At 62.2% G+C, this 14,943-nt stretch carries 14 protein-coding genes; 5 read left to right on the top strand and 9 right to left on the bottom strand.

What is annotated here, in order from left to right; translation table 11 throughout:
- Window positions 1-28: 28 nt before the first annotated feature.
- Complete coding sequence (gene rplL, locus HCR84_RS03445) at window positions 29-418, bottom strand: 50S ribosomal protein L7/L12 (protein ID WP_166984393.1); 390 nt, start codon at window positions 416-418, stop codon at window positions 29-31.
- Window positions 419-465: 47 nt separating this feature from the next.
- Entirely contained in the window at window positions 466-981 is a 516-nt protein-coding gene (rplJ, locus tag HCR84_RS03440; RefSeq protein ID WP_166984392.1) for a 50S ribosomal protein L10, read from the bottom strand.
- A gap of 462 nt (window positions 982-1,443) precedes the next feature.
- On the opposite strand from rplJ, the gene HCR84_RS03435 reads away from it, so the two are divergent.
- The 3 genes from HCR84_RS03435 to xdhC are packed head-to-tail and all read left to right on the top strand — an operon-like array spanning window position 1,444 to window position 6,043.
- A complete protein-coding gene (locus HCR84_RS03435; RefSeq protein ID WP_166984391.1) occupies window positions 1,444-2,877 on the top strand; it encodes a xanthine dehydrogenase small subunit in 1,434 nt (477 codons plus the stop codon).
- Window positions 2,874-5,255: a xanthine dehydrogenase molybdopterin binding subunit gene (gene xdhB / locus HCR84_RS03430; protein WP_166984390.1), complete on the top strand. Its 2,382-nt coding sequence runs from the start codon at window positions 2,874-2,876 to the stop codon at window positions 5,253-5,255. Before HCR84_RS03435 ends, xdhB begins: the two co-directional genes overlap by 4 nt.
- A complete protein-coding gene (gene xdhC / locus HCR84_RS03425; protein WP_166984389.1) occupies window positions 5,255-6,043 on the top strand; it encodes a xanthine dehydrogenase accessory protein XdhC in 789 nt (262 codons plus the stop codon). Before xdhB ends, xdhC begins: the two co-directional genes overlap by 1 nt.
- Window positions 6,044-6,131: 88 nt before the next feature.
- On the opposite strand, the gene HCR84_RS03420 is transcribed toward xdhC, so the two are convergent.
- The 5 genes from HCR84_RS03420 to HCR84_RS03400 are packed head-to-tail and all read right to left on the bottom strand — an operon-like array spanning window position 6,132 to window position 10,981.
- The gene (locus tag HCR84_RS03420; protein WP_166984388.1) at window positions 6,132-7,619 is read right to left on the bottom strand and encodes an amidohydrolase family protein; all 1,488 of its coding nucleotides are present in this window, start codon (window positions 7,617-7,619) and stop codon (window positions 6,132-6,134) included.
- A 41-nt stretch (window positions 7,620-7,660) separates the two neighbouring features.
- Entirely contained in the window at window positions 7,661-8,035 is a 375-nt protein-coding gene (locus HCR84_RS03415; protein ID WP_166984387.1) for a hypothetical protein, read from the bottom strand.
- Window positions 8,032-8,895, bottom strand: a complete 864-nt coding sequence (locus tag HCR84_RS03410; protein WP_166984386.1) for a DODA-type extradiol aromatic ring-opening family dioxygenase — start codon at window positions 8,893-8,895, stop codon at window positions 8,032-8,034. The genes HCR84_RS03415 and HCR84_RS03410 overlap by 4 nt, the downstream gene beginning before the upstream one ends.
- A 36-nt stretch (window positions 8,896-8,931) precedes the next feature.
- Window positions 8,932-9,735, bottom strand: a complete 804-nt coding sequence (locus HCR84_RS03405) for a citryl-CoA lyase (RefSeq protein WP_166984385.1) — start codon at window positions 9,733-9,735, stop codon at window positions 8,932-8,934.
- A complete protein-coding gene (locus HCR84_RS03400) occupies window positions 9,728-10,981 on the bottom strand; it encodes a CaiB/BaiF CoA transferase family protein (RefSeq protein WP_244972560.1) in 1,254 nt (417 codons plus the stop codon). Before HCR84_RS03400 ends, HCR84_RS03405 begins: the two co-directional genes overlap by 8 nt.
- A 134-nt stretch (window positions 10,982-11,115) precedes the next feature.
- Here HCR84_RS03400 and HCR84_RS03395 point away from each other — a divergent pair, with 134 nt between their 5' ends.
- Both HCR84_RS03395 and HCR84_RS03390 read left to right on the top strand, forming a co-directional pair.
- Window positions 11,116-11,913 (top strand): IclR family transcriptional regulator domain-containing protein, encoded by a 798-nt coding sequence (locus HCR84_RS03395; RefSeq protein ID WP_166984384.1) that lies wholly within the window; start codon window positions 11,116-11,118, stop codon window positions 11,911-11,913.
- Entirely contained in the window at window positions 11,913-12,461 is a 549-nt protein-coding gene (locus tag HCR84_RS03390; protein WP_166984383.1) for an NADPH-dependent FMN reductase, read from the top strand. The genes HCR84_RS03395 and HCR84_RS03390 overlap by 1 nt, the downstream gene beginning before the upstream one ends.
- A 347-nt stretch (window positions 12,462-12,808) precedes the next feature.
- On the opposite strand, the gene HCR84_RS03385 is transcribed toward HCR84_RS03390, so the two are convergent.
- Window positions 12,809-14,287 (bottom strand): NCS2 family permease, encoded by a 1,479-nt coding sequence (locus HCR84_RS03385; RefSeq protein WP_166984382.1) that lies wholly within the window; start codon window positions 14,285-14,287, stop codon window positions 12,809-12,811.
- Window positions 14,288-14,298: 11 nt separating this feature from the next.
- Entirely contained in the window at window positions 14,299-14,796 is a 498-nt protein-coding gene (locus HCR84_RS03380; RefSeq protein ID WP_166984381.1) for a nucleoside deaminase, read from the bottom strand.
- Window positions 14,797-14,943 lie beyond the last annotated feature (147 nt).

Below are 14,943 nucleotides of genomic sequence, written 5' to 3'. Positions count from 1 at the left end.
AATCACACGTGTCCCGAAAGGGACGTGATTACTTGAGCGTGACGCTGGCGCCGGCCTCTTCGAGAGCGGCCTTTGCCTTGTCAGCGTTCTCCTTGTTTGCACCCTCGAGCACAGCCTTCGGAGCGCCGTCGACGAGGCCCTTGGCGTCGCCGAGGCCCAGCGAGGTGAGCTCGCGCACAACCTTGATGACCTGGATCTTCTTGTCGCCGGCACCCTCGAGGATGACGTCGAACTCGGTCTGCTCTTCGGCCTCTTCTTCAGCGGCACCACCGGCAGCCGGAGCTGCACCAGCAACGGCGACGGGAGCGGCAGCGGTGACCTCGAAGGTCTCCTCGAAGACCTTGACGAACTCGTTGAGCTCGATGAGCGAGAGCTCCTTGAAAGCCTCGATGAGCTCGTCAGTTGACAGCTTTGCCATTGTTTTCTCCTTGTTGATTCGTTTACTCACCGCGGGCAGGCAAATGCCTACGCAGCGGACTCCTGCTTTTCACGCAGCGCGTCGACCGTGCGAACGGCCTTCGACAGCGGTGCGTTGAACAGATATGCGGCTCCGAACAGCGAGGCCTTGAAGGCACCGGCGAGCTTCGCCAGCATGACTTCGCGGGACTCGAGGTCGGCGAGCTTGCCTACCTCTTCGGCGGTCAGCGGGTTACCGTCAAAGTAACCGCCCTTGATCACCAGGAGAGGGTTTGCCTTGGCAAAGTTGCGCAGACCCTTGGCAACCGCGACGGGGTCACCGTGCACGAATGCGATTGCGGACGGGCCGGTCAGATCGTCGTTGAGTGACGACATCTCGGCGTTGTTCGCAGCGATCTTGGTCAGCGTGTTCTTCACCACGGCGTAGGTTGCGTCCGCACTGATGGACGTGCGCAGCTCCTTGAGCTGGCCCACAGTGAGGCCGCGGTACTCGGTCAGCAGAACGGCAGTCGAGTTCTGGAACTTGTCCGTGAGCTCGGCAACCGTGGCTTCCTTGTTCGCCATGGCCACTCCTTATGTATGTGTTCGCGCGTCGCGGAGGCGACGCGCCCCTCACACCGTGGCGGCCCGCTCATGAAAAAAGCTCCGGCACAGGAGGCGCGGAGCTGATGCAGAGATTCTGCGTGAACTTCGATTCCACCTGCGCGGGCCGTTCTCGAGAAGAGAACCTTCGTGTGTGCGCAATACTGCGCACCACAGACCAACGGTCTTTGGTGCTCCCAACAATACGTGGGGTCGCCGGCGATGGCAAATTCACGCACTTCCGAGACAAACCACGCGACCCAGTATCCATGATGCGAAAAAGCAATTCCGAATTGAGTGGCGCCACTGATCAAAGCGGGGTAGAATTTGCAAACGCTGTCGTTGACAGCGCAGGGCGGCGTCGGTTGGCGCGTATTCCCACCGTATGACGAAGTGCGGCGGTTCGAGGTGAACGCCACTTCGAATCGACAAGGAGCGTGACACATGGATGTGACCGTCAATGGGCAGAATCGCCCGCTTTCCGGCATCCGCGCACACGAAAATGCCCTGGACTGGCTGCGTGCGAACAGACTGACCGGAAGCAAAGAAGGCTGTGCTGAAGGCGAATGCGGTGCGTGCGCTGTGATGGTCGCCAATCCGGACGGCAACGGAGGCAGCACCTGGACCTCCGTGAACTCGTGCCTGATACCGGCTGCTGCCTTGGACGGTCAAGAGGTCGTCACGTCGGAGGGTCTCGCCTCGGCAGAGGGGCTGCACCCCGTTCAGGCGAAGCTCGCTGAAGCCGGCGGCTCGCAGTGCGGCTACTGCACACCGGGATTTGCCTGCAGCATGGCCGCCGAGTATTACCGCGGAGATCGCACCCCCTGCGAGCATCCTGCCGACGCCGAGCACGGCGAAAATGGGTTCGACCTGCATGCGCTGAGCGGAAATCTCTGCCGGTGCACGGGGTACCGCCCCATTCGGGATGCCGCATATGAGCTCGGTGTTCCTGATGCCGACGATGCGCTTGCCGCACGTCGCGACGATGCGGCACCCGAGCCCGTTGCCACCGACTATTCGGCAGACGACGGTCGCTTTGTTCGCCCGACAACCCTCGCGGATGCCCTCGCGTTGCTGACGCAGGAGCCCGAGGCCGTCATCGTCGCGGGATCAACCGACTGGGGCGTCGATGTCAACATCAAGGGAACGCGCGTTCCGCTCATGGTGGCAATCGATCGGCTGCCCGAACTTCGTACGCTGACGATGGACAATTCAGCCGTTGAGATCGGTGCCTCCGTGACGCTTTCGGAAGTGGAGCGCTATCTCGCAGGCCGCGTGCCGCTTCTCGGCCAGGTCTTCCCTCAATTCGCGTCGCGGCTGATTCGCAACCGAGCCACGATCGGCGGCAACGTCGGCACAGGGTCGCCCATCGGCGACGCTCCCCCGGCTCTTCTCGCCCTCGACGCCAGCGTCATTCTCGCGTCGGTACGCGGCGAGCGCGACGTCGCTCTTGCCGAGTACTTCACCGGCTACCGCAAGACGGTGCGCGCTGACGACGAGCTCATCCGTGCCATTCGCATTCCGCTTCCCCTCGCAACGGAGACGGCGTTCCACAAGATCGCCAAGCGTCGCTTTGACGACATCTCAAGCGTCGCCATCGCCTTCGCCTTTGACATTGAAGACGGAATCATCAGCAGAGCGCGCATCGGGCTCGGCGGCGTTGCCGCCACCCCGATCCGTGGGCTCGAGACGGAAGCGCTGCTCGTTGGAAAGCCGTGGACCGCCGAAACGGCGCGGGATGCCGCAGCATCCCTTGCCCGGGAGGGAACGCCAATGAGCGACCACCGTGCAAGCAGCGAATACCGAAGCATCATGCTCTCGCAGGCGGTGCTGAAGTTCTTTGCCCAAACTGCAGAACGCGAGGAGGTGGGAGCATGAGCGCACTGTCTGAACGCCCAGATAACCCGGTCGTCGGAGTTCCCGAACCACACGAAAGCGCCGTTGGACACGTCACGGGCGCCGCCCTCTACACCGACGACATTGCGGCCCGCGGCGATGCCCTCACCGCCTGGCCTGTGCAGGCGCCGCACGCTCACGCCCTCGTCACCGGAATGCGCTTCGAGAAGGCACTCCAGGTTCACGGAGTCGTTCGCGTGCTGACCGCGGACGACGTGCCCGGCATCAACGATGCGGGCGTGAAGAACGACGAGCCCCTCTTTCCTACCGAGGTGATGTACTACGGCCACCCCGTGTGCTGGGTGCTCGGCGAGAGTCAGGAGGCGGCGCGACTGGGTGCCGCCGCCGTCGAAGTCGACTACGAGCCACTCCCCTCGCTCGTCACCGTTCGCGACGCCATCGAGGCCGAGTCCTTCCAAGGCCCGCAGAGGCTCACCCGCCGCGGAGACGCCGACGCCGCTCTCGCGAGCGCGCCGCACGTCTTCGAGGGAGTCACCGAGTTCAGCGGTCAGGAGCACTTCTACCTCGAGACGATGGCCTCGCTCGCGTACTACGACGAGGGTGGCACTTTGTATGTTCAGGCCGGAACGCAGCACCCGTCCGAGACTCAGGAGATCGTTGCGCACGTGCTCGGGCTCTCGAACAACGAGGTAGCGGTGCAGTGCATTCGCATGGGAGGCGGATTCGGCGGAAAAGAGATGCAGCCGCACGGCCTCGCAGCGATCGCAGCCATCGGCACCTCTCTCACAGGGCGCCCCGTCAGGCTGCGGCTGAATCGCACGCAAGACATGACGATCACGGGCAAGCGCCACGGCTTTCACGTCAGCTGGTCCGTCGGATTCTCCGATGACGGAAAGATCCTCGGCCTCAAAGCGACGCTCACTGCTGATGGCGGCTGGAGTCTCGATCTCTCGGAGGCCGTGCTCGGCCGCGCGCTGTGCCACCTCGACAACGCGTATTGGATTCCTGACATCGAGGCGCTGGGGCGCATCTCGAAGACGAATAAGACGTCTCAGACTGCTTTCCGAGGGTTTGGCGGCCCCCAGGGAGTCTTCGTTATTGAGGACATCATGGGCCGGTGTGCCCCCGAGCTGGGCATCGACCCGGCAGACCTGCGCAGGCGCAACTTCTATGTCGCCGGTCAAGACACGCCATATGGGCAGCCGGTGCGCCATGCCGAGCGCATGCACGAGATCTGGGATCAGGTCCTTGACAACGCGAACTTCACAGAGCGCAGCACGGAGATCGCCGCTTTCAACGCCGCGCACCCCCATACGAAGCGCGCGCTTGCCGTCACTCCCATCAAATTCGGAATCTCGTTTAACGTTGCGGCGTTCAACCAGGCTGGCGCCCTCGTTCTCGTGTACAAAGACGGCTCCGTTCTCATCAACCACGGTGGGACCGAGATGGGCCAAGGCCTGCACACGAAGATGATCCAGGTAGCCGCGACGGCACTGGGCGTTCCGCGGTCGGCTGTGCGACTCGCGCCGACCCGCACAGATAAGGTTCCCAACACCTCGGCGACAGCAGCGAGCACCGGTGCGGACCTCAACGGCGGCGCCGTGAAGAACGCGTGCGAGCAGATCCGCGAGCGCATGGCGGGGGTGGCCGCCACAATGCTGCGGACCAGCCCCAGCGACGTGCGCTTTTCGCAGGGCTCGGTCACCGCTCTGGGCCAACACGACTCGGTCACGTTCGACGACGTGGCGAAAGAGGCGTACCTGCAGCGCGTTCAGCTCTCGGCATCCGGGTATTACCGCACCGAAGGGCTGCACTGGGATTCCGAGGCCTGGTTCGGCTCGCCATTCAAGTACTTCGCGTACGGTGCCGCCGCCACGGAGGTCGAAGTCGACGGCTTCACGGGGGCCTACCGCATCCGCCGTGTCGACATCGTGCATGACGTCGGCGACTCTCTCTCGCCGATCATCGACATCGGCCAGGTTGAGGGCGGCTTCGTTCAAGGCATGGGTTGGCTCACCCTCGAGGATCTGCGCTGGGACTCATCGGATGGCCCGGGCCGCGGCCGACTGCTGACGCAGGCGGCGAGCACATACAAGCTGCCGAGCTTTTCGGAGATGCCCGAGGAGTTCAATGTGACGCTCTACGATCGCGCTCATGAAGACGGCGTCGTCTACGGTTCGAAGGCCGTTGGAGAACCGCCGCTCATGCTCGCGTTCAGCGCGCGTGAGGCCCTGCGTCAGGCTGCTGCCTCGTTTGGCCCCGCCGGAGCGATGCGCGAGCTTGCCTCCCCTGCAACGCCCGAGAACGTGTTCTGGGCGCTGCAGCAGGCTGCGGCGCTTAACGACGACGCGCAGAACGACGCTGTGCCAGCTCCCGAGCCGAGTCTCGCGGGGTCCTGATGGACTGGCTCAGGGCTGTTCAGGCCCTGCGCGAACGCCGCGAGGGTCACATCATCGTGACCCTCGCGCGCGTGCGCGGGCATTCACCGCGCGACGGCGGCGCAAAGATGGTCGTGTCGCGCGATGACACCTGGGGAACCGTCGGCGGGGGCAACCTCGAGGCCGTGGCCATCGATCGCGCCCGTGAGATGCTGGAGTCAGACGAGTCCACACCGGAGCTCATCACTCTCAATCTGAGCGACAAGGCGCCAGCCGAGTACGGCGTTCAGTGCTGTGGAGGCGAGGTCACCATGCTTCTCGAACCCGTGCGCACAGCCCCCTCCGTCGCCATTTTCGGCATGGGACATGTCGGCCATGAACTTGCCCGCATTCTCTCGCGGCATGATCTCACGCTCACACTCATCGATTCACGAGAGGATGCTGTCGCCGACGATGGTCTCGCCATTGTGCGCGACGGCCCGGCGACGATTGACGTGCATCACGCTCCCGTGCCTGAGTCTGTTCTGCCCCTGCTGCCCGAAGGCACGCACGTGTTCATCATGACGCACGATCATGCGGAGGACCTCGCACTGTGCGACCTTGCGCTGCGCACGCCGAGCATCGGCTCGATCGGGCTGATCGGTTCGAGCGCCAAGTGGACGCGCTTTCGCAAGAAGCTCATCGAGGCGGGCAATGCGGCAGAGCGCGTCGACAGCATCCAGACGCCCATCGGCCTCCCCAGCATCCGCGCAAAAGAACCGGCTGCGATCGCCGTGAGCGTCGCAGCCGGTCTTCTGAGCAGCTTCTAGCTTCAGCCGCCGAGCATCGCCGTGATGCTCGGAACGTAGCCGCTCACCGGGTGATACACAGCGGTTAGCTCGTTCGATTCACCGGTGCTCAACTCACCGCCGATTCAGCATCACGAGGCGCGTCTCCCCCATGCGTCGCTGAACTCCGGTACTCCGTGTACATGTATGGGTTGTCGAGCACCTTCGTCTCGGGAATCTCAGGGTTCATGTTCGATTCCCAGACGTCCTCCCCGAGTGTGCTCCGCAGGTAGCCGACAGTGTCTTCGACATCCGCTTTCGCCCGAGAGATCTCCGTGCCGAGCAGCTGGTTCTGAAACTTCGCGATTACGCCGTTGACAAGCACTGTGTGCACGTCGCCTCGCCCGGCCTGCAGAGCAATATGGCCGTAAGGGTTCGTGATCGGGAACATCGTCGGAGACTTGTCGTTCTTGACGAGCACGATATCTGCCCGCTTTCCCGGCTCAAGGCTTCCGACGAGGGTGTCGAGTCCTAGTGCTTTCGCGCCTCCCAGCGTCGACCACTCAACGACATGCTCCGCGCGCAGATGCGAGTGAGTGACGGTGTCACCCTTCTCATGGGCCTTGATGTGCTCCCACGCTCGGTCAGCGCCGAGCGTGGCTCGCATCGCCGTGAACAAGTCGCTCGAGAACCAGACGCTTGTGTCAACAGACAGCGACATCGGAACGGCGTGACTGCGCAGCACCCACGAGGGAGGATAGCCCTGTCCGCAGCTCTGCTCGCTCTCCGTGGATAGGGAGACCGAACCACCTGTCGCGGCAATGCGCTGATAGGAATCATCGTTCAACGTCGCGGCATGAACGTAGACGGTATCGGTGTTCATGAAGCCGTTCTCGTACATCAGACGGATGCCATCGTCATTCGTGGCTCCCCATACGCCCGCGTGCGTGGTAACGGGCAGTCCGAGGTCGCGCGCAACTTCGAACGCGCCTTTCTCCGGAAACGAGGGATCACCGGTGACATCAAATGCGAGCTGGAATCGCAGCATCTCTGAGCCTGTGTCATTGTCTCGGATGAACTTCGTGAAATCTGGGTCAGACGCCCATTCCCAGGGTGCTCCGAAGATGTTTCCCGGCGCGAACACGAACCGTCCCGTAGAACTGCGAAGCGCGTCAAGTGCCGCTTCGGCGTGCTCGATTGTTCGCAGACCATGCGACCAGTCGACTGTCGTCGTCACCCCCGCATCGATAGCGTCAATTGCCGAGAGCGCATTGCCCGCAGCAACGTCTTGCGGGCGGAAGTGCTTGCCGTGCTCAAGGTAGTACCAGACGAAGTACTGCGTGAGGGTCCAGTCAGCACCGTAGCCTCGCATGGCGGTCTGCCACATGTGGCGGTGAGTGTCGACCATCCCTGGTATCACGATGCCGTCCGTGGCATCGATCTCGAATGTCCCCTCCGGGACGTCGAGCGCGGTGCCAACGGCTTGGATCGTGTCTCCCGAGACCAGTACATCGCCCCTGTGCAGAACGTCACGAGTGCCGTTCATTGTGAGAACTGTGCCGTTCCGGAAGACGATCGGCTGGCCGTCGCGGGGGAGATCGGGGGTTTCCTGTGTCATTGTTCGGCTCCTTTGCCTGAGGGTTGAGGGTGGCGGGGTGCTCAGAGCGCCACTGAGGGGTAGTCCGTGCCAAGCCAGTGGGAAAGCTTCGACGCATATTCGCGCTGGAACGACAAGGGGCCGTGCTCAGCCGCGTAGTCCTCGTCATATATGGCGATGAAGATCGTGAGGGTGAGGAAGAAGTGGGCACCGATCTCGAACAGCTTTACATAATCGTGGTCGATGAGCGCCTGACGCTCGTCGGGCTCGAGCGAAAGCCAGCTTGTGCGCTCAACCGTCGATCCATTGCCGAGGCGTCGGCCATAATCGGCGTCCCAGTCATCGACCATGGCCTGCGGGTCTGCCTTGTAGCGTGCGAGAAGTTCGGGATCACGATCGATCTGGTAGAGAAACTTGTTCACGTAGTACGTACTCATCGCGGGTCTCCATTCGGATACCAGGTCAGGTAGGCCTCCATCGTGTGGAAGAGGTCGAGGTTGTCGACGTACGCTGCAGACTCCGGGCCGGCTATCCCCATCATCAGAATGAGATCCATGAAGCCGTGCGTAGCATTTCCGGCACCGGCCATGCTCTCGTGCGTCACGTTGTCGAGAATTGCGTCGATGTTACCCGTGCTCAACCACTCGATTGCCTGTTTGTCGAACAGCGGGTCGGGGCCGGTCTCACCGAACTGGCGAGGTCCACCCAACTCAAGTGAGAGGTGTCCGCTGCCGATAGCTGCGATCTTCTTGTCCGATGGATACTCGTCGATGATCGAGCGGATAGCCCTGCCGAGGTCCCAGAACCGCCTCGGGGAGGGCAAGGGCGGGGCAAAGATGTTCGTGTAGATCGGCACGATCGGAAGATCGGCCGTGGGTCGCGTGGTAATGATCGGGCAGATTATTGAGTGGTCAATCTTGAGCTCGTGGCTGACGGAGAAATCGAAACCGCGGTCGAGAAGGCCCTGGAGCATGAAACCCGAAAGCTCTTCATGGCCGTCGAGGACGTACTTCGGGATGCTGAACTCACGTTCTTCGTTATAGAACGTACCGTCGTACCGCGGCTGCTTTCCGATGAGGAATGTTGGGTAATTGTCGGAGAAGAACTGGTGAAAGTGGTCTGCGCCGACCATCACGAGGATGTCAGGGTCGGCCGCGGTGAGGGTCTCGCGGTAGGCCTCGACTTTTCGCTTCCATTCGGACGCCTGGGGAATGCGCTCTTCCGGCGGAGTCAATTCCGTCGCCTTCAGATAGAACGGGTGGTGCGTCGTCGCGAGCACCGCGCTGAGTGTCGCCATGGTCTCTCCTTCGAGTGTGCGATTGGGCTGATTGGGTCAGTCGTTCGTTCCGGTTTCCGCTTCAGGCGGCATATAGACGGCATTCCGGTCGACGTGCGTGTACAGGGTGGGGCCGATCGGGTGTTCGCGCTCTTCCGCAATGTGGCCGATCAGTCCTGCAGTTCGAGCCAAAAGCGCGAATCCGCGCAGGAGGTCGACGGGGAGCCCTGCATCTGCGAGCGCAGCCCCGGCGACACCGGCACCGTTGAGCGGGAGGGTGTTTCCGAGGATCTCCGGATGCACGCGCCCGATCGCCTCAAAAAGTTTGAGGTGTACGCCTTTGACTCCCGAGTCCTCAGCGATGTGCATAATAACGGGCGTGCGCGGGTCCCCGTTCTTGTGCACGGGGTGGCCGAGACCGGGTATCTTCCCGCCAGCGGATCGCGTGGCGGTGATCGCCTCTCTGGCTGCGTCGTCCCACTGTTCGGCAGTCCAGCCCTCCGTGCTGCCCAAACCTTTTGCTATTGCATTCAAGTACTTGCCGGTGTCTTCCGTGACCCCGAGAAACCGGGAACCGCCGCCGAGGAGCCCGGCGGCGATCGCACCTTGCAACGATTCTGGGGCGCTGTAGTACGTCATACGTGCAGCAATGGCGGTTGGAGTGAATCCGTGGTCGGCTAGCGAGACGAGCACAGCTTCGAATACGCGCAATTGCCCGGCCGTCGGCTGGCGCTTCGTGGCAAGCCGGTACGCGAGTTCTCCGAAGCTGACCTGTCCGATCAGATCACCGGCAAGGTCCTGCCCGAGCAGTGAGATCGAATCGAGCGTGCTTGTCCCGATTCCCGTTGCGTACTCAGCCATTCGCGGTTCCTCCCTCAGAGGTGTTTCGTGGGGCACTCAGCCAGGCACGGATGCTGTCATTGTGCTGTCCGAGCGTGGGCGGCGGCGAGTCGTACCGTGGCTGTGTGCGGGAGAAGATGATGGGATTGCGAATCATGGGCACGGCATGCTCGCCCTTACCGACCTCGACGATCGGCTCAAGACCGAGGCGTTCGGCGAGCGCAACGCCCCCGTCAATCGTGTTGATCGGTCCGCACGCGATTCCCGCGTCTGTGAGGATCTCGAACCATTCGGCTGTCGTGTGCTCGGCAAGTGCTTCGATCAGCAAAGGCCGCAACTGTTCTCGATTGCGGTTTCGCGCCTCGGTGGTCTTGAAACGCGTCTCTTCCGCAAGGTGAGGCCGGCCGATCGCTTCAGCGAGTTTCACGAACTGCCCGTCATTGGCGGCGACGATGATGATCTCGCCGTCACGCGCTGGGAGCGGTTCATACGGGAACAGGCTGGGGTGCGCGTTTCCCATGCGAAACGGCACGGTTCCACCCGCCACATACGTCGAACTGTGATTCGCCATCGCCGAGAGTGCCGTGGAGAGAAGGTTTACCTCGATGTGCTGACCGTTGCCGCTCTCGGTGCGATGGTTGAGGGCGGCGAGAATGCCGATCGTCGCCTGCATTCCCGTCATGATGTCGAACACCGAGACACCGCTGCGGTATGCGGGGCCATCTGGCGATCCGGTCAGGCTCATCAGCCCGGATGCTGCTTGCACGATCAAGTCGTAGCCGGGCAGCGCCGCGCCTTCCCTCGATCCGAAACCGCTGATCGACGCGTAGATCACGGCGGAGTTGGTCGCGGCGACAGAGTCGTAGTCGAGCCCGAACTTCGCGAGACCTCCCGGTCTGAAGTTTTCAATCACGATGTCGGCTCGTCCCGCGAGTTCCTGTGCAAGGGCACGGTCCTCGTCATCACGGAAGTCGAGAACGACGTCGTGCTTGTTGCGGTTGATGCCGAGATAGTAGGTGGAAACTCCATCCCGCTCCGGCGGTGACCAGGAGCGAGTCTCGTCGCCGCCAGGGCTCTCGACCTTCACGATCGTTGCTCCGAGATCGGCCATCAGCTGCGTCGCGTAGGGACCGGCAAGCACGCGGGAGAAGTCCGCAATGAGCAAACCGGCCAGCGGGCCACCTGCGCTCACCGCCGGGCCACACTCTGGGGTCTCCTCGGTGGCGTCGCTTGCCGGCGCTGTCGGCATCATTGTTGCTCCTGACATTTCGGACGATTGTCCGTATCGCGGTACTCCATTCAATCGCCGCGTTCGCCATACGTCAAGAGGCAGTCCTGGAGATGTTATTCTTCCCATCTTCTGTGTAGAGTCGAAAATCGGACAGTTGACCGAGGAGGATCATGCGCGACAGCACAAGTCCTGAGTTCATCGAGGCGATTGCGCGAGGACTCGACGTTATCCGCGTGTTTGGCACGCGAGGGCAGCCGCTAAGTCTTAGCGACATCGCCAGCGAAGCAGAGCTCGCGCGTCCGACGGTGCGGCGCATCCTGTTGACGCTTGCCGAACTTGGTTACGTACGAAACCAAGACGGTCTCTTCTCGCTCACACCTCATGTGCTGGATCTCGGCATGGCGTACGTCTCAGCGAGCAGCATCTGGGAGTTGACTCGCCCGCACCTCACCAGCCTGAGCTCGTCCCTCGGGCAGTCGTGCTCGATCGCTCAACTTGAGGGCTCGGACATCATCTATGTATCGCGCGTAGCGGTACCGAAGCTGGTGACGCTATCTGTCTCGATCGGCACTCGCTTTCCCGCACTTTGCACGTCACTCGGAAAGGTGCTGCTGGCCGCTCTGCCCACCGACGAGCTCCACCGAACGCTGGCGATTCCCTCCCGCTCTGGCGTGACGCCTTCGTGGCAGCCAGAACCTGACGAGATTGATGCAGTTCTGCGAGAGGTCCGGGCAACAGGGTGGGCGGTCACTGACCAGCAGCTTGCACCGGCTATCCGCTCTGTCGCCGCCCCCATTCGCAATGGTTCCGGCACTGTGGTTGCCGCTGCCAATGTCAACGCGCATGCTCTCGAGACGAGCGTTGACACGCTCGTCGATGACTATTTGCCACAGCTTCTCGCCGCTGCAGGAGCGATAAGCGCAGACTGGGCGCGCCTGGAAAGCCGCCCGCTGGCCGAGGTCGGCTGATGAGACGCCTTCTCGTCGTCATCGCGAGCACGCGTCCTGGGCGAGTCGGCCCCGCCGTCGGGGACTGGGTTGTGACGCGCGTACACGAACACGGAGGGTTCGAACTCGACATCGCCGACCTTGCGCAGCTGCAGCTTCCGTTCCTCGATGAACCAGCACACCCTCGCCTTCGCACATACAGCAACCAGCACACCCGGCTCTGGAGCGAGCAGGTCGAGCGAGCGGACGCTGTCATCTTCGTGATGCCCGAGTACAACCACAGCTTCACGGCACCACTCAAGAACGCCCTCGACTTCCTCTTCCACGAGTGGAACGACAAGCGTGTCGGCTTGGTCAGCTACGGCGGTCTCGCAGGAGGGACGCGCGCCGTCGTCGCCGTGCAGCCCGTGCTCGCGAATCTGGGAATGCGCGGCGTCCACAGCAACGTCGAGATTGCCTGGGTAGCAGAGCATGTCACAGACGGCGTGTTCACCGCGACCGAGCGTCACGAGCGTGCCCTCGCGGCGCAGCTCGACGAGCTCGCAGTTGGCCAGGGGCAGCACGGGTAACTCGGTCCAAATACGACGGAGCGGTGGCGCGGCGCACCAGCGCTCCATCGGACGTCTCGATGCAGATCTCGACATGAGCATCGACCTTGCCCCACCGAACAATCTGAGCAAAATCACTCATTGATGGCACGCTCTCGGCAGGTGTGTTCACTGGGGATCGGTCAATGGAAAAAGTACGACACCATCACGATCTACGCCGTTACCAGCGTCAGTCGTGTCGCATAGGCAAATCGTTGATGATCTCACTCTGCGGTTTGGCTACGCTGATCGCCCCCCAGCATCCACGCAAAAGAACCGGCTGCGATCGCCGTGAGCGTCGCAGCCGGTCTTCTGAGCAGCTTCTAGCTTCAGCCGCCGAGCATCGCCGTGATCGGCCCGCGGACGAAGTACAGCACGAAGCCGGCAGCGACGAGCCACAGCAGCCAATGCACCTTGCGGGCGCGACCCGACGCCGCGTTGACGATCGCCCAGCTGATGAAGCCGACGCCGATTCCATTCGAGATCGAGTATGTCAGAGGCATGGTGACGATCGTCAGAAATGCAGGAAGAGCGACAGAGAACTTCGTGAAGCTGATCGACTTGATCTGAGCCATCATCATCGCACCGACAACGACGAGGGCAGCCGCACCAACTTCCATCGGCACAACAGCCGTGAGCGGTGTGAGGAACATCGATGCAAGGAACAACAGTCCTGTGATGACGCTGGCGAAGCCCGTGCGCGCGCCTTCACCAACACCCGCAGCCGAGTCGACGAACACGGTGTTCGACGAGCCAGACGTGGCGCCACCAGCGATTGCGCCGGCACCTTCGACAATGAAGGCCGCACGCAGGCGAGGGAACGTTCCGTCTTTGTGGGCGAGACCTGCCTGCTTCGCGAGCCCAGTCATTGACCCCATCGCGTCGAAGAAGTTCGTGAACACGAGTGTGAACACAAGCATTGTTGCGGCAAGCACGCCGATTCGTTCAAACGAACCAATGAGATCAAACTCACCCACGAGCGAGAAGTCCGGAATCGAGACGATCTGCGACGGAAGCGCGGGCACGTTCAGGTGCCATCCACCCTCTGCCCCCGGCTGGAGCTTGAAGATCGCCTGCGCAACGATCGCCAGAATCGTTGAAGCGATCATTCCGATCAGGATGCCACCCGGCACCTTGCGTGCAACGAGAATGCCGATGAGCAAGAGGGCGATGACGAAGATCGCGGTGGGCAGGGTGGTGAGGCTGCCACCGCTCCCGAGCTGCACGGGAACACCGGAGCCTGCCGTGACGAATCCCGAGTCGATGAACCCGATAAACGCGATGAACAGTCCGATGCCGACGGTGATGGCGGCCTTGAGTTCCTTCGGCACTGCACGGAAGATCGCTGTGCGCGCCCCGGTTGCCCCGAGCAGAACGATGATCACACCGTTGATGATGACCAACCCCATCGCCTCGGGCCACGTCACATCATGGATGACCGAGACGGCGAGAAACGAATTGATGCCAAGCCCTGCGGCAAGGCCGAACGGAAGATTCGCCACAACACCGAAGAGCAGCGTGATCACGCCGGCGGTGAGTCCGGTGACCGCGCCGACCTGCTCGGCCGGGAGCCACCCACCGGCAACGTCGGTCGCAGCGGCATCTGCGGAGAAGCCTCCGAGAATCAGGGGGTTCAAGATGACGATGTAGGCCATCGTGACGAAGGTGACGATTCCGCCGCGGAACTCGCGAGCGAGGGTCGAGCCACGCTTCGTAATCTCGAAGAATCTGTCAAGTGCTGACCGAGGAACGGCGTTCTGGTCGTCATCGTCACCGTGGGACTGAGTATGTGTTCGAGTCTGAGTCATTGTCGTCTCCCTCAGTACTCGATGCGTGAGGCAGTGTTGCCCCACTCGATGAACGGAGCAGTTCTTGTCGGGTCATCGAGGGGAATGAACGAGACGGGAAGCATGCTCTCGCGCACATCGGGCTCGTCGAAGAAGCGGTAGAACGCCGCGTCGTCGAACCCTGCGTCGGCGGCATCGACCCGGTTCGCCGCAAAGACAACGCGGTCGAGACGAGCCCAGAGTGACGAGGCAAGGCACATGGGGCATGGCTCGCAGCTCGTGTAGAGAACGGCGCCGCTGAGATCGAACGTTTCCGTTCCCGTGCATGCGGCTCTGATTGCCGAGACCTCGGCGTGAGCGGTGGGATCGAGGCTCGCCGTTACACGGTTGACGCCCTCGAATTCCTGACCATCTGCCGTGACAATCAGAGCGCCGAACGGGCCGCCCTGCTTTCTCACATTCTGTGTAGCAATGTCGATTGCGCGCGAGAGGTATGCCTCATCGCGTTGTGTACTGGTTTGAACGGTCATCGTCGTCCGTCACCTTCCTATAGGGAAACCGGACGACGCAGGGTGTGAAAATGGCTCAACATCGACCGGAACAGTGAATTTCGTTGAATCGCATTTGTCACGGTAATCATCATCGACGAGCGTGTTGCGGGCGGGTATGAATCTAAC

The sequence above is a fragment of the Paramicrobacterium fandaimingii genome (assembly GCF_011751745.2).
Lineage (GTDB): Bacteria > Actinomycetota > Actinomycetes > Actinomycetales > Microbacteriaceae > Paramicrobacterium > Paramicrobacterium fandaimingii.
Note: the sequence above shows the minus strand (reverse complement) of the source record. Positions and strands in the feature narration are given on the sequence as shown.